This window comes from Cohnella caldifontis (genome assembly GCF_029360585.1).
GTDB lineage: Bacteria > Bacillota > Bacilli > Paenibacillales > Paenibacillaceae > Cohnella > Cohnella caldifontis.
The window spans coordinates 32,367-56,375 of record NZ_JAQZSJ010000019.1 but is presented as its reverse complement, the minus strand read 5'-3'; the positions used below and the strand labels follow the sequence as shown (position 1 = coordinate 56,375).

Sequence of the window (24,009 nt, the reverse complement as noted above, 5' to 3'; positions counted from 1 at the left end):
GTGTGGAAATGCTTTCACTCAGAAGGAGGGAGAGCGCAGGTGTACAAAGCCATCATCGTCGACGACGAAGCCGTCGTGCGGAACGGACTCAAGCGGACGATCGACTGGAACGCGCACGGGTTCGAGTTGATCGGGGATTACGAGAACGGCCGCGAGGCCTGGGAAGGGATCGAGCGGGCCAAACCCGATCTCGTCATCTCCGACATCAGCATGCCGTTCATGGACGGACTCGAGCTGACCGGGCTGATCTCCTCGCAGTTCCCTTACATCAAAGTGATCATTCTGACCGGTTACGACGAATTCGAATATGCTAGGCAAGCGATCCGGCTCAAAGTTTCCGACTTTATCCTCAAACCGATCACGGCCGGCGAAATCCGCCTGCTTCTGGACAAGGTCCGTCGGGAGATGGACGAAGAGGCGCGGCGGCACGATGACATCAGCCGTTTGAAGGCCCAGCTGAACCAAAGCCTTCCGCTGCTGAAAGAGAGATTCCTAGAGCGGATGGTCGTGCTGGGCATGGGCAAGTCCCAGATCGAAGAACGTTTCGCCTTCTTCGGCCTCCCGCCGATCCGGCCCGGCTACCTGGTCTTGATCGCCGACGTCGACGATTTCGGAGACCGCATGCAGCAAGGAATCGGGGATTGGGACGGGCTTGACGCCGAGTTCCTCCGCTTCGCCGCGTTCAACATTTTCGGGGAGGTGGCGGCGCGAGAGTCCCTGCTGCTGTTCCGGACGCGGGAAGACCGGATGGCGGCCCTGCTGTCCGGGACGGAAGACGAGGGCGCTCTTTACGAGAAAGCGTACCGCATCGCCGAGGAGGTGAAGCGGCTGATCGAGAAGTACCTCAAATTCACCGTCTCCTTCGGCGTCGGCCGCGCCTGCCGTTCCACCGAACAGCTTCCGGCCGCGTATAAAAGCGCGCTGGCCGCATTGGACTACCGGTTCTTGCTGGGCAAAAACCGCGTACACGGCATATTAGATCTGGAAGGACAATCCCCATCCCCCGCGCCGAGCCCCGACTGGGATCGACGGCTTTCCGCCGCCGTCAAGACGGGCACGGCCGAAGAGGCCGCCCGGCTGATCGAAGAAGGCGTGGCCGAAATGAAAGCGGCGAGAATCCCGATCGATGCCTGCTTCCTGCAGATGCAGAATGCCGTGCTGTCTCTTTTGAAAACGCTTCAGGAACTGCCTGCGGACGCCCAAGGGGACGGGCTCGATCCCCTGACGGTCATGGATGTCTATCGGTTCAAGACGGTGGACGAGGTCAAGGAATGGCTGCAGCAGGCCGTCCGGCAAATCATGTCCGCGATCGCCGCGGGCCGCGGCCACCTCGTCGCCGCGCAAATGCGCCGGGCCGTGGAATACATCGAGTCCCATTACGCCGACGAAAACCTCTCCCTGCAGGATATGTGCCGACACGCGCTGATGAGCACCAGCTATTTCAGCTCCTTGTTCAAGCAGCACACCGGGGAGACGTTCGTGGAATATTTGACCGGCGTCCGGATGGCGAAAGCCAAGGAGCTTCTGCTGCACTCGTCCCTCAAATTCTATGAAATCGCGGAGAAGGTCGGATACGCCGATCCCAACTATTTCAGCTTCCTGTTCAAGAAGAGGACCGGCCGGTCGCCGAAAGAATACCGGGAACAGCAAGGGAAGGAGCCGACCTGACATGCCGGGCCTCCGACTGCTGCACAGTCCGTTGTTTCCGTTCAAAAGCATCCGTTCCAGCATTTCCTTCGCGTTTTCCTGCCTGATCCTCGCTTCCATCGCCGCGACCGCCCTGTTCAGCTACCGCCTCGCGGTAGACGCCGTGCAGCGCAATTCGCAAAGCTACGTGGAGGGGATCATCCAGCAGGTGGGCGCCCGAATCCAGTCCTACGTCGACAACATGGAAAACATCTCGCTTCTCGCCATGTCCAACAAAGACGTGAAGTACTACATTTCCGACAACACCTTCATCGGGCCGGAAGAGCGGCTGCCTTACGAGAAACGGATCTCCGACCTGTTCCAATCGATCCTGTACACCCGCAAGGACATCGCCTCGATCATGGTGTTCGGCTACAACGGGCGATACGTCTCCGATCGCCGGATCACGACGCTGAACCCGAACGTCAAGCTCGAAGATCAAGCCTGGTACCGGAACGCGCGGGAAGCCGGGGGTAAATCCGTCCTGTCCGCTCCGCACGTGCAGAACCTGATCAAGGGCGAATACCGCTGGGTCGTCTCCTTGAGCCGCGAGCTGAAAAGCACCGACGGCATCACCGCCGAAGGGATTTTTCTCGTCGACCTCAACCTCAGCGTCATCGACGACATCTGCAGGCAGATCAATTTGGGCAAAAAAGGCTACGTGTTCATCGCGGATCCGGAAGGCAACATCGTCTACCACCCCCAGCAACAGCTGATCTACAGCAACCTGCTCAGCGAGCCGATCGACGACGTCGTCCGGGCGCCGAGCGGCTCCTCCTTCCTATCGGGCGGCCGCGGGGACAAGCGGATGTACTCCGTGCAGGATGCGGGCTTCGGCTGGAGAATCGTCGGCGTCGCCTATACCGACGAACTGATCGCGGACGCCGGAACGATCCGGCAGACCGTCACGGCTTACGCGCTGGTCGGCCTCGCGGTGTCCCTGCTGCTGTCTTTCCTGCTCTCCCACCGGCTGACGCGTCCGATCAAGAAGCTGCAGGCGGACATGCGATTGGTGGAAAAGGGCAATTTCGACATCCAGACGGAAATCGGGCAGCGCAACGAAATCGGCCAGCTCGGGCGCGCGTTCAACCTGATGGTGTCGCGGATCCGCGATCTGATGCAGGAGATCATCCGGACGCAAGAAAACAAAAGGAAAAACGAGCTCCAGCTGCTGCAAGCCCAGATTAACCCCCATTTCCTGTACAACACGCTGGACTCGATCGTCTGGATGGCCGAACAGAAGCAGCACGAGGAAGTCGTGCTCATGACCTCCGCGCTGGCCAAGCTGTTCCGGGCCGGCATCACGAAGGATCAGGAGCTGGTCCCGATCCGGGTGGAAGCCGAGCATATCTCGAACTATTTGCTGATCCAGAAAATGCGCTACCACGACAAGCTCGATTATTCCATCGACATCCAAGAATCCATCTACGCTTGCAAGACGCTCAAAATCCTGCTTCAGCCGTTCGTCGAGAACGCGATCTACCACGGCATCCGCAACCGGCCGGATATCGGGCACATCGCGATTCGCGGGCGCGAAGAGAACGGCCGCGTCGTCTTCGAAATCGAAGACGACGGCGTCGGCATGACGCCGGAGCAGCTGTCGCGGATCTGGACGCCCGAAGAGGAGATCCGGCGCCGGGGGATCGGGATCCAGAACGTCAATGAACGCATCCGGCTGTTCTTCGGCGGCGATTACGGCGTCCGGATCCGCAGCGAACCCGGCGCCGGCACGCTCGTCACCCTCACGATTCCGAAACTCGGCTGAGAAAGGAAGGATCGCATGCGCAAATCGCGCTATACCGCGGCCTTGATCGTCATCCTGCTCGCCGCGGTATTTTACGGCGCCTACCTGCTGAAGGCGTTCACCGTCTCGGTCCCGCCGACCCGAAACGTGACCGTCGTGCTCAAATCGCTGAACGTCCGTTCCGACTACTGGCAGACCGTGAACGGCGGAGCCCAGGCCGCGGCCAAACAGGCGGGCGCCGCGATCGAGCTGGCGGGACCTCTGCAAGAGACCGACGGGGACGCCCAGATCCAGGCGATCGAAGAAGCCATCCAGCGCAAGCCGCAAGCCATGGTGATCGCTCCCTTCAACGACGAACGCATGCCCGATCTGATCCGGAGAATCCGCCAAGCCGGCATCCGCTTGGTCATCATCGATACGCCGCTGGGCGTGGAACCGCACCCTCCGTTCGTCGGACACGACCATGTGGAGGCGGGGCGTTTGGCCGGACGGAAAGCCGCCGAGTTGACCGGCGGCCGGCCGCGCGTCGCCGTCATGACGGATTTCAGCGCCTCGGCCGTCTCGCTTCAGCGCAAACAAGGAGTCCTCCATGAGCTGTCCGAATATCCGGACAGCTTGTACGGCACGTATTCCGCCGACGATTCCGAGGAGCGGGCTTACGATATCGCCAAGTCCCTGCTCCGCGAGGAGCCGGACTTCAACGCGTTCATCGCGCTGAGCCAGAACACGACGCTGGGCGTCGCCAGAGCCCTCCAGGACACCGGGTACGAGGGGACGGTCAAGCTGGTCGGCTTCGACGGCTCCGTGAGCGAGATCCAGATGCTGGAGGACGGCGCGTTAAACGCGATGATCGTCCAGAAGCCGTTCAACATGGGCTACCTCGGCGTGAAAACCGCCTTGGACGAACTCGCCGGCAAGCGGGTTGAAGACGCGTACATCGAGTCGACGCTCGTGACCCGCGACAACCTGTACGAGCCCGAAATCCAAAAGCTGCTGTTTCCGTTCATCCAGAATCCGTAACGCCGGAAGAGGAGGTTTTGAACATGCGCTTACGTTCCGCCTGGAAGGCCGTTGCCGCCGCAACCGCCGTTGCCGGCGCCGTACTCGCGCTCGCGGGCTGCGCTTCGCCGCCAAGGGAATCCGCCCCGCCGCCACAGCCGAAACGGTCGCTGATCCGTTTCGTGGCTTCCGAATACAGCACGGAAACGAAACCGCTGCTGGAGCAGCTCGTCAAGGAGTTCGAGCTTCGCAACCCGCTCATCGACGTCGAGCTTCAAGTGGCGAACTGGGATATTCTCGACGGCATCTATACGAACATGATCAGCAAAAACCAGCCGCCGGATCTCCTGAACACGAACGTATACGCCCATTTCGCCGACGACGGGCTGCTGAACGATTTGGGCGGTATTTTGTCGCCGGAGCTGAAGGGCAAGCTGCTTCCCCACCTGCTCGACATGGACCGCATGGACGGCAAGCAATACGCGATCCCCTATGTGGCCACGGTCCGGAATCTCTATTACAGCCTCGATTTGTTCCGGCGGGCAGGCATCCGGAATCCGCCTTCCGATTGGTCGGAGCTTCGGGAGGACGCCCGCAAGATCAAAGACGCGACCGGCGCCTCCGGCTTCGGAGTGGATCTGACCGACAACGAAATCCAGGCGTATCTCTCCTACTTCTTCTTGGGAGCCGGCGGAGGGTGGCTGCGGGACGGGAAATGGGCGATCAATTCCCCGGAAAACGTGGAGGGGCTCGCCTATCTGAAGGATTTGCACGACCAAGGGTTAACCGATCCCGAACCGACGGTGACGACCCGCGACGAAAAGCAGCGGATTCTGGGCGAGGGGCAGCTCGGCATGATGATTTCCGGCAACTATTTCACGACGGTCGTGCCCCGGGAGTACCCGAACTTGCAGTGGGGCGTCGGACCGATTCCCGTCAAGGAAGGCCGCCCTCCCCTATCGTTCGGCGTGCACGACGTACTCGTCTCCTTCAAGACCGACCATACCGACCGCGAGGCGCTCTCCAAGTTTCTGGATTTCCTCTACGATGACGGTGCCTACCGGGAAATGGTCCAGCGGGAAGGCTTCCTCCCCGTGACGAAGACGGTGGGAATCGAATTGTCGGCCGGCGACGGCGGAATGAAAGCGAACCTCGAAGCCCTCTCCCGAGCGGAGTTTTACCCCGTGCAGCAGCCGGCTTGGCAAGCCGTGATGGACCGGGCGCGGAAAATGGGGGACGCCGTGCTGTACGGCCGGCTGTCCCCGAAGGAAGCTTTGGACCAGCTCCAACGGTTCGCGGTGGATCGAAGCGCGAAGTAGCTGGACGGAAATCGGAAAATAACCAAGAATTCCTGGAAAATATTCGATAGAGACGCGGAACCCTCCCGATTATGATGGACGCAGACGCCGCATTCGGCGTGAATCGATCCGATCTGGGAGGGTTTTCCGTTTCATGAGAAACCGTAGAAAAATCGGCGTCATCAGTCTCGCGATCCTGCTCGTCGCCATGCTGCTCGCCGCATGCGGACAGAAGAAAGGCGACACCGCCTCGCCGTCCGCCTCGCAGCCCGCGGCCTCGCCCCCCGCTTCGTCCGCTTCCGCGTCCGCATCTGCCCCTGCCGATTCCGGCACGAAGCTGACCGGCGACTTCGAAGTCCAATACTTCGTCGGCGGTTACGGCGACAAATGGTGGAACAAGGTCATCGACGACTTCGCCAAAGCCAACCCGGGCCTGAACGTCATCAAATCCGGCGGCCCGCAAATCAACGAACAGATGAAGCCCCGCTGGATCGGCGGCAACCCGCCCGATTTCATCTACATCGACGGCGCGGGCCTGAACGATCGCCAGATGGTCGAAGACGGCCAGCTCGAGGACTTGACCGATTGGTTCAAGACCGCCAAAAACGTCGACGGCGACTTGATCGGCGACATCCTCGCGCAAGCTCCCCAGCAATACGGCGGCAAAATCTACAACATCCCGCTCGTGCTGAACTCCTGGGGCATTTTCTGGGACAAAGCGCTGTTCAAGGAAAAAGGCTGGACCGAGCCGCAAGACTTCCAGCAGTTCCTGCAAGTCGGCGATCAGATCAAGGCGGCCGGCATCAACCCGTTCATCCACACCGGCAAATACCCGTACTACATCAACGGCGCGTTCCTGTACCCGGCGATCGTGTCGGCGAACAACAACGATCCGAGCATCCTGCAGGACATGGCCGCCAACAAGCCGGAGGCGTTCCGGAGCCCGGCCGTGCTCGCCGCGCTGAACAAAATCGTCCAGCTGCGCGACAAAGGCTTCATCGACAAGGCTTCGGTGCAGATCAACCACACCGATTCCCAAATGCTGTTCCTGCAGCATAAGGACGCGTTCATCCCGAACGGCCTCTGGCTGCCGAACGAGATGAGCAAAGATATCCCGAGCGGCTTCGATTTCGGTTTCATTCCGTCGATCACCCAGGATCCGGGCGGCAAAGTCGTCGCCAACACCTCCACGGCCACCGTCGCGGTAGCGGCGAAAGCCAAAAACAAGGAAGCGGCCAAAGCGTTCCTGCAATTCATCTTCTCGAAGGCGCAGGCTTCCCAGTGGGCCGAGCTGAGCGGCGCTCCTTCCAATATCAAAGGCGACATCAGCGCCTCGAACGCGCCGAACTACGTCAAAGACGCCGCGAAATACTTGACGGACCCGAACACGGTCGTCATCCCGACGATCACGTACAACGCGGACGTCGACAAGGCGATGATGGACGCGACCCTCGCGCTGACGATCGGCAAAATCACGCCGGAGGAATGGGTCAAACGCGTTTCGGACGCCGCGGCCAAAGTGAAGTAATCCGGACTTCGGCCGGCATGGGGATGGCGGACGCCCTTTGGGGCGCCGTCATCCTTTCTCCATCTTCCTTCAAGGGGCGATTCTAACGATGCGTACAGGGACAGCCAAGGCGCAGCGGTACGGGTTCATCGCCGCGTTCACCCTTCCCGCCTTCGCGTTTTTCTGCATTTTCACGATCTATCCGGTCCTTCAGGCGCTTTACTACTCCTTGTTCGATTGGTCGGGCATGTCCGAACACAAAACGTTCGTAGGGCTGGACAATTTCAAAGCGATGTTCCGGGATCCGATCGTGTGGCGTTCCGTCGGCAACGATTATTTCCTCGTGGCCGGCAAGGTGATCGGCATCATGGCGCTCGCCACCTTCTTCGCCGTCGCGCTGACGCGGTTCCGGTTCAAGCTGTCCGGCTTTTTCCGTTCGATCTTCTTCATCCCGAACGTCATCTCCGTCGTCGTCATCGGGGTGTTGTGGAACTTCATTTACAACCCGCAAATCGGCTTCTTGAACGCCTTCTTATCTCTGTTCACCAAGGAGAAGGTGGACATCGCGTGGCTCGGCTTTCCCGCCCACACGATCTGGATGCTGCTTCCTCCGGCGATCTGGGCGGGCATCGGCTTCTACATGATTCTCATCATCGCCGCGATCCAGAACATCCCTTCCTCCCTCTATGAGGCTTCCGACATGGAAGGCGCCGGGCAATGGAGCCAGTTCCGTTCGATCACGCTGCCGCTCGTGTGGGAACAGGTCAAAGTGTCGATCATCCATATCACCATGACGACCTTGAACGGCTCCTTCATCATCGTCTGGATCATGACGGAAGGCGGCCCCGACAACAGCACGCAGGTCATGGGCTCGTACATGTACCAGATGGCGTTCCGGCAATTCCATTTCGGCTTCGGCGCCGCGATCGGCGTGCTCATTCTCGTCGTTTCGCTGATCACGACGATCGTCCTGCAGCGGCTCATGCGCCAGGAAACGATCGAACTTGGGTAAAAGGAGGAAACCGCACGTGGAAACCGGCATCCGCAACCCCGTCCTGAAAGTCGTCTTTTACGCGATCCTCCTCCTGTGGAGCGTTTCCGTCATTTATCCGCTCATCTGGACCGTGCTCGACGCGCTGAAAGACAACGAGCAATTTTTCTTGAACGCGCCTTGGTCGCTGCCCCGCCTCCCGCTCCTGTGGGATAACTTCGCCTACGTGTGGAACCATTACCATTTCGACCGGTATTTCGTGAACTCCCTGGTCGTCACCGTCGGCTCGACCTTGCTCGGCTTGATCCTATCCGCGACGACGGCTTACGTGCTGGCCCGATATCCGTTCAGGGGAAGCGGCCTGCTATACCTGCTCTATATCTCGTCCATGATGGTTCCGTTCATCTTGGCTTTGATTCCGTTGTTTTTCCTAATGAACTCCTTCCATCTGATCAACAAACCGATCGGCCTTATTCTCGTCTACGCTTCGAGCCAGTTCGCTTTCGGCATTTTCGTGCTGGTCGGCTTCTTCAAATCTCTGCCCAAAGAGCTGGAGGAATCGTCCGTCATCGACGGCGCCTCGCATTTCGGCACGTTTTTCCGGGTCATGCTGCCGCTCTCGCAGCCCGGACTGATCACGATCGCCATCGTAAACGTATTGAATATCTGGAACGAATACATCATCGGGACGATTCTGATCAATGACCCGCAACAATATACGCTGCCGGTCGAAATCGCCGTCATGCAGAAAGAGATGCAGTACCGCACCGAATGGGGTCCCCTGTTCGCCGGGTTGCTCTTCACGATCGTGCCGGTCTTGATCGTCTATATCGCCTTCCAACGCAAAATCGCCAGCGGGATCACGGCCGGGGCGATCAAATAGGCGCCTTGTCGCGAAAAAACTCCTTGATCGCTCTATGGAAGCGAATCAAGGAGTTTTTCGTTAATCGGGATAACGAATGATTATTTCGCCGGGCAGCTATACACTTTTTTCGCGACGCTTCTCGCTTTGTCGGTCATCTTGACCGTAACTTCCTTCGTCGTTTCGTTGCCGGCTACGTCGAAGGCCGTGATCTTGTAAGTATCCCCGCAGGTATTGAGCTCGAGCGTTCCGGTCCATTTGCCGTCCTTGCCGACTTCCACGACGTTGCCGCCGATGGAAACCTTCACTTTATCGTTGTCCGATGCCGTTCCGCTAACGGTAAGCTTGGCTTCTTCCGAAATTTCGGGCAGCTTGGTGTCGACCGTCAGGGTCGGAGGCTTCGTGTCGATGTATGTGGTGTAGACCGATTTGCCGCCTTCGAGAATTTTGGAGGAGAATCCCATATCCGTGAAAAGGAATGTCTGGCCTCTCGTAGCCGGGATATTTTTGATCTTATTGAGGTAATCTCCGACTTCGGACGTGACCAGTCCGGCGTTCACCGCACCTTGGATATAGTTGTCCGGCCACTTGGGTCCCGCCTTCGGACTCACGCCGATGAATTTCATGATGAACGCTTCCGCTTCCGCTGCCGTCAGTAAGCCGTTCGGATCGAAGGTCGAGTTCGTCCTGCCGATGACCTGACCGTTCTCTTCCACCATCTGCTTGGCCACGGCGATATAACCGCTTGCCCAACTATTGGCCGAGACATCCTCGAATGACGGAGCCCCCTTCAGCAATGCGGCTTGCTGTTCCTTGCCGAATGCCCTGACGATCATCGTAACCATTTCTGCCCGTGTGATCGAGTCGCCCAGCGCGAGATCGCCGTCCGTCCTCCCCGACACAATTTTTAGCGCTTGCATCCGTTCCGCGGCTTCCTTCAATTGATCTTCCGTGAACGTACCGACAGCCGACGCCTGACGCGGCACGAACCAGGCCACTGCGATCGCCGCCGCAACGAGCACAACCAGCGACCCTTTCCAAAGAGCCTTTCTTTTCATGAGAACAACCTCTCCCCTGACCGTTGATTGAAATACTTTCCTTGTAACTTTATCGGAATTTTCCATTTCTTTTTGCAGTCCGGGAACGGGCTGTTACCGTACATCCTTCGGAACTCCGTGAATATACTGAATAACACGCTGCAATCCGCGCACAGGGAGGTGGCCGGTGATGAAGCAGTCCTCGTTTATTTTGTCGCGCGAAGATTGGTCCCTGCACCGCAAGGGTTACCAGGATCAGGCCCGGCATCAGCAGAAAGTCCGGGAAGCGATCAAGCAGAACCTGCCCGACCTGTTGTCCGAAGAAAGCATCATCTTATCGGACGGACGCCAGATCATCAAAATCCCCATCCGCAGCTTGGATGAGTATCGATTCGTATTCAACTACAACAAGAAGAAGCACGTCGGACAAGGCGACGGCGACAGCCGGGTCGGGGACGTCATCGGGACCGATCCCGCGCCGCAGAGCGGCAAGGGCGAAGGCGCCGGCGATCAGCCGGGCGACGACGTGGTGGAGGCGGAAATCTCCATCGCGGAGCTGGAAACCATGCTGTTCGAGGAGTTGGAGCTGCCGTACTTGAAGCGCAAGGACCAGGATCAGATCGAAATCCGTGACGTGCGGTTCAATGACGTCCGCAAGAAAGGCATCCTCTCCAACATCGACAAGAAGCGGACCATCCTCGAAAACCTGCGCCGCAACGCGCGGGAGGGCCATCCAGAAATCTCCGGCATCACGCCGGACGACCTCAGGTTCAAGACGTGGGAGGAAATCGTCAAACCCCAGAACAACGCGGTCATCCTGGCGATGATGGACACTTCGGGCAGCATGGGCTCGTTCGAAAAGTATTGCGCGCGCTCGTTCTTTTTCTGGATGAACCGTTTCTTGCGCCGCCAATACGAAAAAGTGGAGATCGTGTTCATCGCGCACCATACGGAAGCCAAAGAGGTGTCGGAGGAGGAGTTCTTCACGCGCGGCGAGAGCGGCGGCACGATCTGCTCGTCCGCCTATATTAAAGCGCTGGAGATCATCGATTCGCGGTACCCGCCTTCGCTGTACAATATTTATCCGTTCCATTTCTCGGACGGCGACAACCTGACAAGCGACAACGAGCGCTGCGTGAAGCTGATCCGGGAGCTGCTGACGCGGGCGAACATTTTCGGTTACGGGGAAGTGAACCAGTACAACCGTTCGAGCACGCTGATGTCGGCCTACAAGCACATCGAGCAGGAGCAGTTCCTGTACTACGTGATTAGGGATAAGGCGGAGATTTATAACGCGCTCAAGACGTTCTTCCGCAAGCGGGAGGCGGCGGGGTAAGTGATATAGGACCAAAGAAAACAACCCGTCCCCAATAAAAAACAGGTCAATTATGGTGATTTCTAACCATAATTGACCTGTTTCATGTAGGTAATGAGGTTCAACTATCTTTCCTCTCTACATAGATGAAGATATTGACCGAATTCAGGGAATGAATCCCAATTTCTCGAAAGGTCGTCCTTTTTATCATCCTTAACAAGAAAATCATAGTGTAATATTTGACCGCTTATCACAAAAGTAAATCTCCATCAATGTTACACCTTCCCGTCTCTTTCCTTTCTACATAAATACATGTATTCACCAAACTCGGGATACTTTTCCCAGTTTGATTCAACACCCCCATTTACCTCCACTTCCCGACTCTCGTTCGTTAAGAAGTTGTCCTCGGCTAATAAGCTATATCCATTTTCCTCAAACCTAAAAATTTTCCGACCCATTTCATTATCGGTATCCCCTTCATACTCCCAAAAGTAGCCGCCCCTCAGAAACAGTCTTCCTGGCTCAACTTCCTTGAAATCATACCGTAAATATTGACGCAACATATCATCCAAAAAAATAATAGACACCCATTCATTCGCTATATCAATAATATATATCGCATTTTCACCTTTGCTTATTATTGCGCTATACGGCTGACGCTTATGATGGCATTCTCTCGCTGTTTCCTCATCAATGATCTTCCACGGCTTTTTTTTAGCCAATGCCCATTTGGTGCAATAAGACAAAGATAATGGCATTTAATTATTCACCTTCGCTTATTCTGAACTGGTACTTCTCGCTATATTGGAACTATTAATTTATTGGAGAATTAGTGCATATACTCTCGTTTAAAATCTCTATAAATTAAAAACGCATCAGCTAATATTTCTTTCAATTCATCGTAGTTACGGAATATCGGCTTCCTCACTTTGTCATTTTCCAGACCATCTAGTTGTTCTTTTAATATTCCCCATGTCCCACCCATCTTAAGCTCAGAATTTTTCCATACAGACCATATAAATTCTGCTACACCATATTTCAAAGAGATTTTAAATTGAAACTTATAATCATCATGTACTTCCGTAATCTTAAAGAAATTTTCCTTCTTATTAAACGAAGCCTCGTACCCTAATTCATTAATAATAGTTGCTACTTGGTTACTTTCATAATTCTCAAAACTTTCACTAACATTAAATTGATATTTTGCGGCTAGACTCTTATATCTTTCAATAAATTTGATCTTCTCAAAAGCGTATTGAGTCTCTTTATCTAACATATTTACTCCTCCCTAAACCTGATTTCAATTCCATACTTATTTTTAGCCAAGTCTAGGCGGACAGGTATGACCTTGTCAGCCAATCATGGATCGATAATTTCTGCACTGAGCATCACCCATTATTGATATTCAACCGTACCTAAAAATCTCAAGTAATTCGATAGAATGATTGCTTCGGAAATTGCACCAGTATATTGAAAATTATACAGTAAAACTACTTCATTAAAATCATTCGGCAATCCTTGTTGCGCTATAACAGAAAATTTCGGAATAATCGGAAGACTGGACATTCCCAACCCAAAGAGATACGAATCCTTCTTTTTCCATGTTAAGCCTCCTCTAAGGCTTTTTATAAGCGTCCGCATTTCGGCGATTTGTTCGCTCGTTACCGGCAAGCATTGAATTGTCTCCGACACTATATCTATCGGTATTTAATCATAAAGTTGCGTTTGTTTTGAAAAATCCACAAGAAAACGAAGATAACAAAAAAACAGGTCAATCATGGTGGTATCTGACCATAATCGACCTGTTAAATGAACGGAAAAGCGCTATTTAGGTGATAAAATTCAAGCATTTTGATGGGTGTACAATCAAAATGACGAAATCTTTTATACGGGTATTACATGGGTTATATGTGTTATTGGTTGAATGATGGATTCATTCGGCACTGGGTAGCCGCCACTTATCATGTTATTAGAGAACTGGAATTTCCACCTCATCACCTGGCGACTTATCCAACTGAATACTAGGTGCACTAGGATTTGACTTCCTTAGGTTGAAGACTTGTACTTTTGTTAATGGCGGAGTAAAGAAATTTCCTTGTTAGAAAATCCATCTTCAAGTAATCTTTGATATAAATTACTAATAAATTCTTTCCATTCACGTAGGGTGGATTCGGACACAGCATCTTTTGATTGGAGGAGACGATAACCGTCTGCACGGTAGAACATTAGCAGACCAGTCCCAAAATCACAATTATCATTGCCCAATATAGCTTTTGGTACTTCTGTAATTCTGCGCCATCGAATGTTTTCTTATTCATCATCGATTTATCAGTTGGCTTATTTATTTTTTTAACCGTAAAGATAAAATTAATTGCTCAATGCCCTCTGAGATTACTTCAAATGAATTTCGTTCGTAGTCCTCAAGTTTTACAGAACCATCTTGGTTATCAACTACAACAATAAGCCCGTTGCCTTCTATGCCAATAGGAATTTTCTCGATTTTGTTATTGTGGTTGCTTTTGTAACCCGAAAGTAAGTTGCTGTAAGATTCTAAATCCGCTTTTGGCAGTACGGACTCTAGCTTTATATAGTGGTCTTTAATAAACCCATCTAAATCAGCAAACCAATATGAATTAAAATACTCAACGACAGACCCATGAATTTTAATACCTAATTTTTCTTCTAGTAAACTAAAATCATTAGTCACATTCTTTTCGACAGGTCTCCAAGAGATGTATTCATCCTCGTCAACTTCTCCAACATAAATAAGAGAATCAACTTCTACGTCGAATGGTGTTTTAAATAAAAAATCTAGCCCCTCGTCTGCGACAGTCTTCCTTACTGAAAAATATTGTTTCATAGCTTCCTTTATAGACAAAAATATCACCCTTTACTTGTTCGAAAATTTTTCTAGTAATTCAGCATTTTGGCTATCACTACCCCAAATTCCTGCTTCTTTTTCAGCATTGTGTATACCGCCCGAACCTGCGGAAAATGTTCTCTGAACTGCTTATCATTAATAGGTGAAAAGTCTAATTCTATCCTCTGCTTATTGGCTTTACTTATACTTTCAGGATACTTCTCTTGCACTTCTTTCCAGTAATAGTCCTTATCCCGTAACCATCCTTCTGAATTTGTACCGTTCTTTCCTTTACCTACGTATGGCATTTCCACGGTTAGTCTAGGGTCAGCAGTATATTTAGCTTCAAGTTTACTTAAATCAGCATCTCGGTATGTTCTAATGGGGTGGTCAGGATTACCCGTCCCCTTGGCTCGTACCTGGGCGGATTATTTTCGTGCGATCAGGAGATCAACTTCAGTCCCACTGCGGCGATCAAGATCATGGCCATGAACAGAATGCGGCGCCATTCCCTCGATTCGCCGAAAAACAGCATGCCGACCAGCGTTCCGCCAACGGTGCCGATCCCCGTCCAAATGGCGTAGGCCGTGCCCATCGGCAGGCTCCTCATGGCGAAGCTCAGACAAACGAAACTTAGAATGATACCCGCGCAGAAAAGAAAATAGGCCTTCGCATCGCGATCGCGCTTGATCCGGTTCATCCCGAGCACGCTCACGACTTCGAACACGCCGGCAACGAGCAACGAAATCCAAGCCATTACCGCGCCGCCTCCTTCGTTTCGGACGGCCCGCCGATGAACTTCAACCCGATGACCCCCGCAAGCAACATCGCGATCAACAGGATCTTCGCCAATTGAACCGGTTCGTCGAATAGGATCATTTCGGCAAGCACCGTGCCTGCCGTCCCAAGACCGGTAAATACGGCATAAACCGTACCTACGGGCAAACGGGCCGAAGCGGAAATGATCAGGTAAAACGATATCACAAGGGCGGCAACCGTTGCCCCCCACGACACCGCATCGTCTGCATGCTTGAATCCGATGACCCAAAGCACTTCGAAAAACGCGCCGACGAAAATGGAAATCCAACTGCGGTTCATGTTGCGTACCTCCTCTAGCTGTTCCTTATCCCTCGCCAGTAGACGTACCAAGATGCGTCGAGCCTCTTGAGGGAACGTTCCATGTCTCCGTACAGCATTTCGACGAACATGCCGTCCAGGACGGCCGTAAAAGCGACGGTAGCACGCTCTGCCGAAACGTCGGGATGCATTTCGCCGGCGCTTGCCGCGGACTCGAAGAACGGTTCGAGCAGAGTGCCCATGGCGTCGAGATGATGATTGCAATACTCCACGATCTCCTGCCTCAGATGACGGGGGGGAAAGAAGGCCATCCGCAGAAAAAACTTCGTGTCGTCTTCCCGCTCGTACCGCTTTCGGTAACCGTCCAAAAAACCGTACAGCACCTTTTCCAACGGCAACGGATTCTGCTTCAAATACTCCTCGACGAAAAGCATCTCCCTCGCGGCAACGTCCCGGAATACGGCGAAAAACAACTCGTCTTTTCCCGTGAAATAATTGTAAAGCGATTGTTTTTTAATCCCAACCTCGGCGGAGATGTCGGCGAGTGAAGCACCCTCGTACCCGCCTCGGGTAAAGTGTCTAAGCGCTACTTCTCGAATTTTATCTGAAGTCAATCCAATCAACCCCTTACGAACGTTCGTCAGTTTATTAAACCACAATAGATCGCAATCTTCAAGGGGGTTCGTTCAACCGATCTTGGGACTCCGAGCCGTGAAAAAAGCGATCGCTCAGGGGAAGGGCGATCGCTTTCCGTTCTTTAGGATTCTCGCGCGGCGGCTCAGTGATACGCGGGCGTCTCGATGCCGCACGGCCCCCCGTCCGGGTTGCTTTCCAGCGTAAGCTCCGCGCCGTCCGCCCGGTACAGCGGATTGTACCAGTGGGAAATGCGGAAAGCCGACGCGTTGGCATAGTGCGAGATGAACGAGCGGCGGAAGCGGTCCTGCGATTTGTTGCGGTATGAGCCATGAATCAGGTTGCCGTTGAAAAACAAAACGTCTCCCGGCTCCATGAGAGCCGGTACCGGCTTCTCGTCTCTCGGAGGTTTTACGTAGTGGGTCGTGAACGATTCCGCGGCGTCCGACAGCTCGGGACAGACGATCTCGTACGCGTTCGTCTTGGGGACGAGCAGCATGCAGCCGTTCTCCTCGTCGCAGCGGTCCACCGCGGTCCAGGCGGCGATGCAGTTGCCCGGCTCGACCTTCAGATAGAAGTTGTCTTGGTGCAGAGCCTGGCCCCGCGACCCGGGAGGCTTGTAATAGAACATGCTTTGCGCCGCCAGCGCTTCTTCGCCGTACAAATCCTCGACGATCGCGAAGATCCCCGGATGCAGCATGTACTTCATGCCGACAGGATGAAAGCGATGGGGATGCATGACGCGCGGATAACGCTTGAGCGGATCGGAACGTTCCCCGTCCCGCATCGGCTCGAAATGGCCCGGCACCGTGGTATGGCTGATCTCCTCGAACGCCGATTTGATTTCATCCAGCTCTTCGGAGCAAAGAACGCCCCTGACGATCAAGTAACCTTCCGTCTCGAATCGCGTGCGCTGCTCGGGGCTAAGCGCCCTCAACGCGCGGTGGCTCATGGCGGCAGCCTCCCTTGTCTGGTTTCAACCCGATTGTAAAGGGGGGAAGCGGTCCCGGGGAAGTCGCGTTTCGGTCGAAAAGTGTTTGAATTCTGCTATCCGGGTAGCGGTCCTCGCTTCGATCGGCTACGATGGGAGTATGCTCATACGGCGAATGGGATGGAGGCCGAATACGGTGGACCTGGGGAAACCTGACTTGAACCGTATCATCGCGGGCCATTTCGACGAAAACGAATCGTATGAAATCCGTCGTCCGAACGGGATGGACGAATGGCTCATCGCGTTTACGCTGGACGGCGAAGGCTTCTTCCGGACCCCGTCCGGCACGCAGGTTTGCGGCGCCGGCGAGTTCGTTCTGCTCCGGCGGGAAGTTCCCCATGTCTACGGCACGGGCCGCACCGGGCGGTGGCATTTCCTGTGGGCTCATTTCTCCCGAATCCGGGAAACCTCGCTTTTTCCCGAAGGCGACGCCCTCATCGTTTCCATCATGGAAGGAATGCGCGCTCGGATGGCGCAATCGTTTCACGACCTGGTCCGGGATGTTCGCGGAGGGGGCGCCTATAGGCAGGAACGCTGCGAAAACTTGATCGTCGGCATTCTGCTGCTGGCCGCGGAGGAGTTGGCGGATGGCCGGGATCCCAGGGTGCGGCAGGTCGCCCGCATGCTGTCGGCCCGGCTCGCCGACGCCCCGTCGATCAACGAGCTCGCGTCCGCCGTCGGCTTGTCCGCATCCCGCCTGTCCCACCTTTTCAAGGCGGAGACGGGGCAGTCCATCGTGGAAATGCTGAACGGCATCCGACTGCAGCAAGCCGCTCTCCTGATGCTGCATGCCGGACGCACCGCCGGGGAAGCGGCCTTCAACGTCGGCTTCGGCAGCTACAACCATTTTGCCGCGCTTTTCAAAAAACGCTACGGCATGAGCCCGGCCGCGTACCGCCGCCGCGGCGGCACCGCGTGAAGTTGACCGTGCAACGCTACGCTTAAAATGGGAATCAAGAGGTGGGAATGAATGGTGCAGTGGCTGATCGGTTTGGCCGGCAGTACGGGGATCGCGGGGATCGCCTACGCCAAACGGTCGCTCTCCGGCTCCGGCTTTTTTGCGGCGGTCGTCCTGGGCACGGCGATGTACGCGCTCGGAAGCGCGGTCTGGTTCGGCTCCCTCATTACCTTCTTCATTTCGTCCACGTTATGGTCCAAGTGGAAAAAACGCGCGAAAGAACGAGCCGAAAGCGGTTATGAGAAATCCGGAAGGCGCGACGCCGGCCAGGTATTCGCGAACGGAGGGCTGGGTTTGCTGCTCTGCGCGGCCCATTGGGCGTGGCCGCATCCGCTCTGGTGGTACGCCTTTCTCGGCGTCATGGCATCGGTCAACGCCGATACTTGGGCCACGGAAATCGGCGGCTTAAGCCGGACGCCGCCGAGATCGATCAAGACGGGCCGGCGCGTCCCGCCCGGAACGTCCGGAGGCGTCACTGGCCTCGGCTTCGGCGCTTCGCTGGCCGGGGGCCTGTTCATCGGCGCCGTCGCCTGGGCGTTGTGGCTGGCGGTGCCCGGCCCATCCGCGCCGGATGCGGCAGCGGCGCCGTTTCGACCGGCCGCCTGGATCGGAATCGCCGGGCTGGCCGGCATCATCGGGTCGTTGGCCGATTCGTGGATCGGCGCGACGTGGCAACAGATGTACCGCTGCGCCGAATGCGGCCGCGAAATCGAACAAGCCCGCCACTGCGGCAAGCCGGCAATGCGAATCCGCGGCCGCGCCGGCTGGAACAACGACGCCGTCAACGTCGCCAGTTCGCTGGCGGGCGGCTTATCCGCCGCCCTGCTGGCGCTGGCCTTCGGTTGAGCCTGATCCTTTCGCCCGAGATTCCCCTATCGTACGGTCGGAATCGGAGCGATTGCGAATGGCGATTCCGGGCGTTCGCGAATTCCTTCTCCAGTTCCATGCCGAGGCGAATGGCCACCTTCCTTGAAGCCGCTTGGTGAACCGGCATATTGGCGCAAATCCGCGGCAATTTCAGCGTATCCAATCCGGATTTCAATACCGCCTCGGCTGCTTCCGCTCCGCAACCTTGTTCCCAGCAGTCCGCATGAATGATGTATCCCAGATCGTATTCCGGTTCCCCGTCGATCTCCGAAATTCGGATATAAAAAATAAGAAGATGGCTTCCGTCTTCACGGAAGTCATCTTTTCGATTCGGGAATTTGTGTATACTACAATCAAAACCATCGTGGAAGAAGGATGAAAGAAGGTTCGTTCTCGTGAATATTTTCATTTTAGGCGCTACTGGACGAGTTGGAAGTCAAATCGTTGCTTATGCCTTGCAGGACAGACATCATGTTACGGCATTGGTTCGCACTCCGGAAAAGATTCAAATCAACAATGAAAATTTATCAATTCTTCAAGGAAATGTTTTAAATAAAGAGGATATCGTACTCGCCATGCATGGGATTGATGTCGTGATTAGTGCGCTGAATACGGAAGGGACAACCACTCTATCAGAGAGTATGCCCTTTATTATCGAAGCAATGGAACACGAACGTATACAACGAATTATAACGATAGGAACTGCAGGCATTCTGCAAAGCAGAACGACCCCGAATTCACTGCGTTATCAATCAAGCGAATCCAAGCGCAAATCAGTCCGTGCAGCGACGGAGCATCATAAAGTTTACGATATGCTTAAACAATCGATGCTAAAATGGACGATTGTCTGTCCTACGTATTTGCCTGACGGAGAACGATTAGGCAAATATCGCGTGGAGCGTGATTATTTACCTGAGGGTGGAGTCGAAATATCCGTGTCGGATACAGCGGAATTTACGTTTAGTCAGATAAATGCTAGCGATTATATAGAGTCACGAGTAGGTATCGCTTACTAATATAGAGACGGCCTGTGATTTAAATGATGCAATGGAATGAATTGTTTTAGATGTAGGGAATCGCGTCTTTCAACCTATCGAGCGGAGAAGTCAGGCGATCCCCGGGCGTCAGGACGCGATCGAGGATGCGTTTCTCGAAATGGGCGAATCCGCTGTCCCGCTCTCTCGGCCGGGCGAGCGTAATGGGAACGTCCAGCCCGATACGCCCCTCCTCGATCAGGATGACGCGGTCGGCCAAGGCGACGGCTTCGCTGACCTCATGCGTGACCAGCAGCGCGGTGAAACGCTGCCGTTCCCACAATCGTTCGATCAGCTGCTGCATTTCGATGCGCGTCAGCGCGTCGAGCGCGCCAAGCGGTTCATCGAACAGCAGAATCCGCGGCTGGCCGGCTAAAGCCCGGGCCAGGGCGACCCTCTGCCGCTGTCCGCCGGACAACGCCTGGGGCCATTCGCCCGCGCGATCCTCCAAACCGACGAGCCGCAAGGCTTCGCGGGCCTTATGTTCGGCGTCTTTGGAGGATAAGCCGCGGATCCCGATTTTGACGTTGTCCAGCACCGACTTCCACGGCAGCAGCCGGGCATCCTGGAACATGACGCGGATCGCCGGGTCGATGCCGTCCGCCTCCCGGCCTCCCCGCAGCAGCTTGCCGCCGCTGACGGTCTCGAGTCCGGCGACCAGGCGAAGCAGCGTGCTCTTGCCGCATCCGCTGCGTCCGACGATGGCGACGAACTCTCCTTCGCCGACGTTCAACCGAATATCCCGGAGCACGGTCCGATCATCGAAACGTTTGACGACGCCTTCCAGCCGAATGGCTTCCGGTCCGCGCCCGCCGGATTCGGGGGAAGACGCCTCCCCGGTTCCGTCCGCGGCTGCCGGAAATCCTCGGCGAAGGCCGCTTATGCCGCTTGGCGCGCGCCCGATGGGGTCCGGAAATGCGGATGCCATTGCAGCCACCTCCTCTCCAGCCATTTGGCGATCATGTCGGACAATTTGCCCAGCAGCGCGTATAGGATGATGCTGAGCACGACGACGTCCATTTGGAAAAACTCCCGCGCGTTCATCGCCAGATAGCCGATCCCTTCATCGGCGGAAATCGTCTCGGAAACGATCAGCGTGAGCCACATGATGCCGAGCGCGAAACGGAACCCGACGAGGATGGAGGGCAAAGCTCCCGGGAGAATGACTTTGCGGTACAGTTCGCCTCGGCCGAGTCCGTACACCTTCCCCATTTCGACCAGCCCCGGGTCGATGGACCGGATGCCGTGCAGGGTATTCAGGTACATCGGGAACGAAACGCCCAGCGCCACCAGAAAGATTTTCCCTTCCTCGCCGATGCCGAACCAGACGATCACCAGCGGAATCAAGGCGAGATGCGGGACGTTGCGGATCATCTGGATCGACGAATCGGTCAGCTTCTCCGCAAGCGACGCCACGCCGTTCAATAAGCCGAGCGCGAAACCGATGCCGCCGCCGATGGCGAATCCGATCAAAGCGCGGCCGGTGCTGACGCCAAGCGCGCGAGCGAGCTCTCCGCTCCCGATCAGCCGGATGCCGGCTTCCAGCACTTGCACCGGCGTCGGCAGGACGCGGCTCGAAATCCACCCCGCGCTGCCCGCCAGCTGCCATACCGCCAAGGCCAAGAGGGGTACGATCCAAGGCAGCCAAACTTCCCCGGAAAGCCTTCCCCGTATTTTCCGTCCGGATAACAAACGCATCGAACCGCCTCCTTAATGCGCCGAAGCTCTAGGGGTCGGCAGCACCTCGTTCGCGATCAGTTCCCCGAAAGGGCTGATGGAGCTGGGGCCGGCCGGAGCGGAGCGTTCCAGGTCCAGACGGGGGAACAGCAGATCGGCGACGCGGTATGCTTCCTCGAGATGCGGGTAACCGGAGAAGATGAACGTCTCGATCCCGAGCGCCTCATACTCCCGCATCCGTTCGGCGACCGTTGCCGGATCGCCGACGAGCGCCGTGCCGGCGCCGCCCCGGACCAAGCCGATGCCGGCCCATAGGTTGGGGCTGATCTCCAGCGCCGAGCGGTTGCCGAGGTGCAGGCGGCTCATCCGCTGCTGGCCGACGGAATCGAAACGGGCGAAAATTTTCTGCGCTTCCGCCACCGTGCGGTCGTCCAGATGCCGGATCAGCTCGTCGGCCGCCCGCCAGGCGGCTTCTTCCGTCTCCCGTACGATCACGTGAAGCCGGATGCCGAATCGGACCTGGCGGCCGCGTTCGGCGGCGAGCTTGCGCACTTGGGCGATTTTCTCCGCGACGTCGCGGGGCGGTTCGCCCCAAGTCAAGTACACGTCCACGTGATCGGCTGCCACTTTCTGGGCAGCCGGGGAAGAGCCGCCGAACCATAGGGGAGGATGCGGTTTCTGGATGGCGGGGTACAGCACGCGGCCGCCCTCGATTCGCAGGTGTTTCCCTTCGTGACGGACCGTCTCGCCCGCAAGCTCGCGGCGCCATACGTCCAGGAATTCGTCCGTCAGGTCATAGCGGGCGTCATGGCCCAGGAAGAGACCGTCCCCCGCGAGCTCGACCGGGTCTCCTCCGGCGACGACATTGATGAGCAGCCGTCCGCCGGAAATCCGGTCGAACGTCGCCGACATGCGGGCGGCAACCGTCGGCGACATCAAGCCGGGTCGGACGGCGACGAGGAATTTCAGCCGCTTGGTCTCATGGATCAGCGATGCCGCCGCCACCCAGGGGTCCTCGCAAGAGCTGCCCGTCGGGATCAGCACGCCTTCGAAGCCGAGCCGGTCGGCCGCCGCGGCGATTTGCCGCATGTAATCTCCGTCGACCGCCCGGGCTCCGTCCGAAGTTCCGAGATAGCGGCCGTCCCCATGGGTCGGAATGAACCAGAATACTTTCATGTCGCACCCTCCTTGGATATCCGATCGGTATGAACGGGCATTACTTCTTCGCCGCAATCACGGCTTCATTGATGTTGATCGCCGTCGGAATCAGCTTCAGGTCATGGAACGCATCCGCGATTTTTTGCTGCGCGTCGATGACCGGCTGATCGATCGGCAGCACGCCGTACTGGCGTCGGCCTGCCGCAAGCTCCAGCGACGGGACGTCGATGCCGAGCTGCGGCGACAGCAGTTCGGCCAGTTCCTTCTGGTTCGCTTTCGCCCATGCATCGATCGTGTCCGCTTCCTTCAGCAGCGTGTCGATCACGTCCGGGTATTTCTCGGCGAAGGATCGCGACGCCAAATAATACTCATGGTTGGATACGAGGTCGGTGCCGTCCGCCAGCAAGCGGCCTCCGGTCGCCGTCTGCGCCGCGGCGAGGAACGGATCCCAGATGACCCAGGCATCCACGTTGCCGCTCTCGAACGCGGCGCGCCCGTCAGCCGGGGGAAGGAAGACGGTATCGATATCCTTGTAGTCCACGCCGGCTTTTTCCAACAGTTTCACGAGCAAATAATGCACGTTAGAGCCTTTGTTAAGAGCGACCTTCTTGCCTTTCAAGTCCGCCACGGACTGGATCGGAGAGTCTTTCGGCACCAGAATGCCTTCCGATTTCGGGCTTGCCGGCTCATGGGCCAGGTACACGAGCGGGGCGCCGGCCGCTTGCGCGAATACCGGCGGCGCTTCTCCGGTATGGCCGATGTCGATGCTGCCGACGTTCAGCGCCTCGAGCAATTGCGGGCCGCCGGGAAATTCGGTCCATTCGATCTTGATGCCCTGTTCGGCCAGCTTTTTGTCCAGGGCGCCGTCGGCTTTCAGAATATTGATCGTTCCGTATTTCTGGTAGCCGATCCGGACGGTAATGTCCCGCGTCTGCGTCTGAGCGGAGGAAGCCGGGCTGGACGCGGCGCCTCCGGATCCGCCGGAAGACGGAGGATCCCCCGCGGCTTTCCCGTCCGCGGAGGCGCCGCATGCCGATGCGACCAGCGCCAGCGCGATCAAGACGGCCGCCAGCCAGAAACTTCGGGGATGGGAATGAGATTGGCTTGCGGTTTTCCCCCGCGTAAAAGAACGAATCGTCACGTGCGAACACTCCTTTTCTCAGTCGATCGGAGCCGGAAATAAAGACAAAAGCTTCCCAACGCCCGCATGACGATTGCGTCAGCGAGGATCGGGAAGCCTCCGGTGAACCGGTCGCGCCTTAAATTCCTTAATTCCGATCAAATAACTATGATTAATGGCCTTATATTACCATCC

At 56.2% G+C, this 24,009-nt stretch carries 27 protein-coding genes; 11 read left to right on the top strand and 16 right to left on the bottom strand.

The annotated features are described in order from the left end of the window. Positions 1-39: 39 nt before the first annotated feature. The 7 genes from PTZ19_RS20820 to PTZ19_RS20790 all read left to right on the top strand — a co-directional run bounded on the left by PTZ19_RS20820 (position 40) and on the right by PTZ19_RS20790 (position 9,108). On the top strand, positions 40-1,668 hold the full coding sequence (locus tag PTZ19_RS20820) for a response regulator transcription factor (RefSeq protein ID WP_276357456.1): 1,629 nt from the start codon (positions 40-42) through the stop codon (positions 1,666-1,668). 1 nt (position 1,669) lies between these two features. Then, a complete protein-coding gene (locus PTZ19_RS20815; RefSeq protein ID WP_276357451.1) occupies positions 1,670-3,451 on the top strand; it encodes a cache domain-containing sensor histidine kinase in 1,782 nt (593 codons plus the stop codon). Between the two features lie 15 nt (positions 3,452-3,466). Then, complete coding sequence (locus PTZ19_RS20810; RefSeq protein ID WP_276357448.1) at positions 3,467-4,450, top strand: substrate-binding domain-containing protein; 984 nt, start codon at positions 3,467-3,469, stop codon at positions 4,448-4,450. A gap of 23 nt (positions 4,451-4,473) precedes the next feature. Further along, complete coding sequence (locus PTZ19_RS20805) at positions 4,474-5,748, top strand: extracellular solute-binding protein (RefSeq protein WP_276357446.1); 1,275 nt, start codon at positions 4,474-4,476, stop codon at positions 5,746-5,748. A 133-nt stretch (positions 5,749-5,881) separates the two neighbouring features. Next, positions 5,882-7,255, top strand: coding sequence for an ABC transporter substrate-binding protein (locus PTZ19_RS20800; RefSeq protein WP_276357443.1), 1,374 nt, complete (start codon positions 5,882-5,884; stop codon positions 7,253-7,255). Between the two features lie 88 nt (positions 7,256-7,343). Then, entirely contained in the window at positions 7,344-8,246 is a 903-nt protein-coding gene (locus PTZ19_RS20795) for a carbohydrate ABC transporter permease (RefSeq protein ID WP_276357441.1), read from the top strand. A gap of 16 nt (positions 8,247-8,262) precedes the next feature. Further along, entirely contained in the window at positions 8,263-9,108 is an 846-nt protein-coding gene (locus tag PTZ19_RS20790) for a carbohydrate ABC transporter permease (RefSeq protein WP_276357438.1), read from the top strand. Positions 9,109-9,188: 80 nt separating this feature from the next. Here PTZ19_RS20790 and PTZ19_RS20785 read toward each other — a convergent pair whose 3' ends face one another. Continuing rightward, complete coding sequence (locus PTZ19_RS20785) at positions 9,189-10,145, bottom strand: hypothetical protein (RefSeq protein WP_276357436.1); 957 nt, start codon at positions 10,143-10,145, stop codon at positions 9,189-9,191. 169 nt (positions 10,146-10,314) lie between these two features. Between PTZ19_RS20785 and yhbH the strand changes: the two genes are divergently transcribed. Next, positions 10,315-11,460, top strand: coding sequence for a sporulation protein YhbH (yhbH, locus tag PTZ19_RS20780; protein ID WP_276357577.1), 1,146 nt, complete (start codon positions 10,315-10,317; stop codon positions 11,458-11,460). Between the two features lie 254 nt (positions 11,461-11,714). On the opposite strand, the gene PTZ19_RS20775 is transcribed toward yhbH, so the two are convergent. The 10 genes from PTZ19_RS20775 to PTZ19_RS20735 all read right to left on the bottom strand — a co-directional run bounded on the left by PTZ19_RS20775 (position 11,715) and on the right by PTZ19_RS20735 (position 16,961). Next, positions 11,715-12,197 carry a hypothetical protein gene (locus PTZ19_RS20775; RefSeq protein WP_276357434.1) on the bottom strand — a complete coding sequence of 161 codons (483 nt, stop codon included), beginning with the start codon at positions 12,195-12,197 and terminating at the stop codon, positions 11,715-11,717. A gap of 71 nt (positions 12,198-12,268) precedes the next feature. After that, the gene (locus tag PTZ19_RS20770; RefSeq protein WP_276357432.1) at positions 12,269-12,715 is read right to left on the bottom strand and encodes a hypothetical protein; all 447 of its coding nucleotides are present in this window, start codon (positions 12,713-12,715) and stop codon (positions 12,269-12,271) included. A 119-nt stretch (positions 12,716-12,834) separates the two neighbouring features. Beyond that, positions 12,835-13,110, bottom strand: a complete 276-nt coding sequence (locus PTZ19_RS20765) for a hypothetical protein (protein ID WP_276357430.1) — start codon at positions 13,108-13,110, stop codon at positions 12,835-12,837. Between the two features lie 399 nt (positions 13,111-13,509). Beyond that, complete coding sequence (locus tag PTZ19_RS25475; protein ID WP_422615026.1) at positions 13,510-13,728, bottom strand: DUF4274 domain-containing protein; 219 nt, start codon at positions 13,726-13,728, stop codon at positions 13,510-13,512. Between the two features lie 52 nt (positions 13,729-13,780). Further along, positions 13,781-14,299 carry a SecY-interacting protein Syd gene (locus PTZ19_RS20760; protein WP_276357574.1) on the bottom strand — a complete coding sequence of 173 codons (519 nt, stop codon included), beginning with the start codon at positions 14,297-14,299 and terminating at the stop codon, positions 13,781-13,783. Between the two features lie 50 nt (positions 14,300-14,349). Then, complete coding sequence (locus PTZ19_RS20755) at positions 14,350-14,607, bottom strand: hypothetical protein (RefSeq protein WP_276357426.1); 258 nt, start codon at positions 14,605-14,607, stop codon at positions 14,350-14,352. A gap of 134 nt (positions 14,608-14,741) precedes the next feature. After that, positions 14,742-15,056: a DMT family transporter gene (locus tag PTZ19_RS20750; RefSeq protein WP_276357422.1), complete on the bottom strand. Its 315-nt coding sequence runs from the start codon at positions 15,054-15,056 to the stop codon at positions 14,742-14,744. Further along, entirely contained in the window at positions 15,056-15,397 is a 342-nt protein-coding gene (locus PTZ19_RS20745; RefSeq protein WP_276357419.1) for a DMT family transporter, read from the bottom strand. Before PTZ19_RS20745 ends, PTZ19_RS20750 begins: the two co-directional genes overlap by 1 nt. A 14-nt stretch (positions 15,398-15,411) precedes the next feature. Beyond that, on the bottom strand, positions 15,412-15,990 hold the full coding sequence (locus PTZ19_RS20740) for a TetR/AcrR family transcriptional regulator (protein WP_276357417.1): 579 nt from the start codon (positions 15,988-15,990) through the stop codon (positions 15,412-15,414). 164 nt (positions 15,991-16,154) lie between these two features. Beyond that, a complete protein-coding gene (locus PTZ19_RS20735; RefSeq protein ID WP_276357414.1) occupies positions 16,155-16,961 on the bottom strand; it encodes a phytanoyl-CoA dioxygenase family protein in 807 nt (268 codons plus the stop codon). Between the two features lie 196 nt (positions 16,962-17,157). Between PTZ19_RS20735 and PTZ19_RS20730 the strand changes: the two genes are divergently transcribed. Then, positions 17,158-17,919, top strand: coding sequence for a helix-turn-helix domain-containing protein (locus tag PTZ19_RS20730; protein ID WP_276357411.1), 762 nt, complete (start codon positions 17,158-17,160; stop codon positions 17,917-17,919). 51 nt (positions 17,920-17,970) lie between these two features. After that, entirely contained in the window at positions 17,971-18,804 is an 834-nt protein-coding gene (locus tag PTZ19_RS20725) for a DUF92 domain-containing protein (RefSeq protein WP_276357408.1), read from the top strand. Here PTZ19_RS20725 and PTZ19_RS25470 read toward each other — a convergent pair. Further along, positions 18,740-19,234, bottom strand: coding sequence for a GNAT family N-acetyltransferase (locus PTZ19_RS25470; protein WP_422615025.1), 495 nt, complete (start codon positions 19,232-19,234; stop codon positions 18,740-18,742). The genes PTZ19_RS20725 and PTZ19_RS25470 overlap by 65 nt on opposite strands. Here PTZ19_RS25470 and PTZ19_RS20720 point away from each other — a divergent pair. Continuing rightward, positions 19,221-19,841 (top strand): NAD(P)-dependent oxidoreductase, encoded by a 621-nt coding sequence (locus PTZ19_RS20720; protein ID WP_276357405.1) that lies wholly within the window; start codon positions 19,221-19,223, stop codon positions 19,839-19,841. The two genes, PTZ19_RS25470 and PTZ19_RS20720, sit on opposite strands and share 14 nt — an antisense overlap. Before the next feature lie 46 nt (positions 19,842-19,887). Here PTZ19_RS20720 and PTZ19_RS20715 read toward each other — a convergent pair whose 3' ends face one another. The 4 genes from PTZ19_RS20715 to PTZ19_RS20700 are packed head-to-tail and all read right to left on the bottom strand — an operon-like array spanning position 19,888 to position 23,766. Then, on the bottom strand, positions 19,888-20,787 hold the full coding sequence (locus PTZ19_RS20715) for an ATP-binding cassette domain-containing protein (protein ID WP_276357403.1): 900 nt from the start codon (positions 20,785-20,787) through the stop codon (positions 19,888-19,890). Next, positions 20,739-21,557, bottom strand: a complete 819-nt coding sequence (gene ssuC / locus PTZ19_RS20710) for an aliphatic sulfonate ABC transporter permease SsuC (RefSeq protein WP_276357400.1) — start codon at positions 21,555-21,557, stop codon at positions 20,739-20,741. Before ssuC ends, PTZ19_RS20715 begins: the two co-directional genes overlap by 49 nt. 12 nt (positions 21,558-21,569) lie before the next feature. Continuing rightward, positions 21,570-22,712, bottom strand: a complete 1,143-nt coding sequence (ssuD, locus tag PTZ19_RS20705) for an FMNH2-dependent alkanesulfonate monooxygenase (RefSeq protein ID WP_276357396.1) — start codon at positions 22,710-22,712, stop codon at positions 21,570-21,572. A gap of 40 nt (positions 22,713-22,752) precedes the next feature. Next, positions 22,753-23,766 carry a sulfonate ABC transporter substrate-binding protein gene (locus PTZ19_RS20700; RefSeq protein ID WP_276357571.1) on the bottom strand — a complete coding sequence of 338 codons (1,014 nt, stop codon included), beginning with the start codon at positions 23,764-23,766 and terminating at the stop codon, positions 22,753-22,755. Positions 23,767-24,009 lie beyond the last annotated feature (243 nt).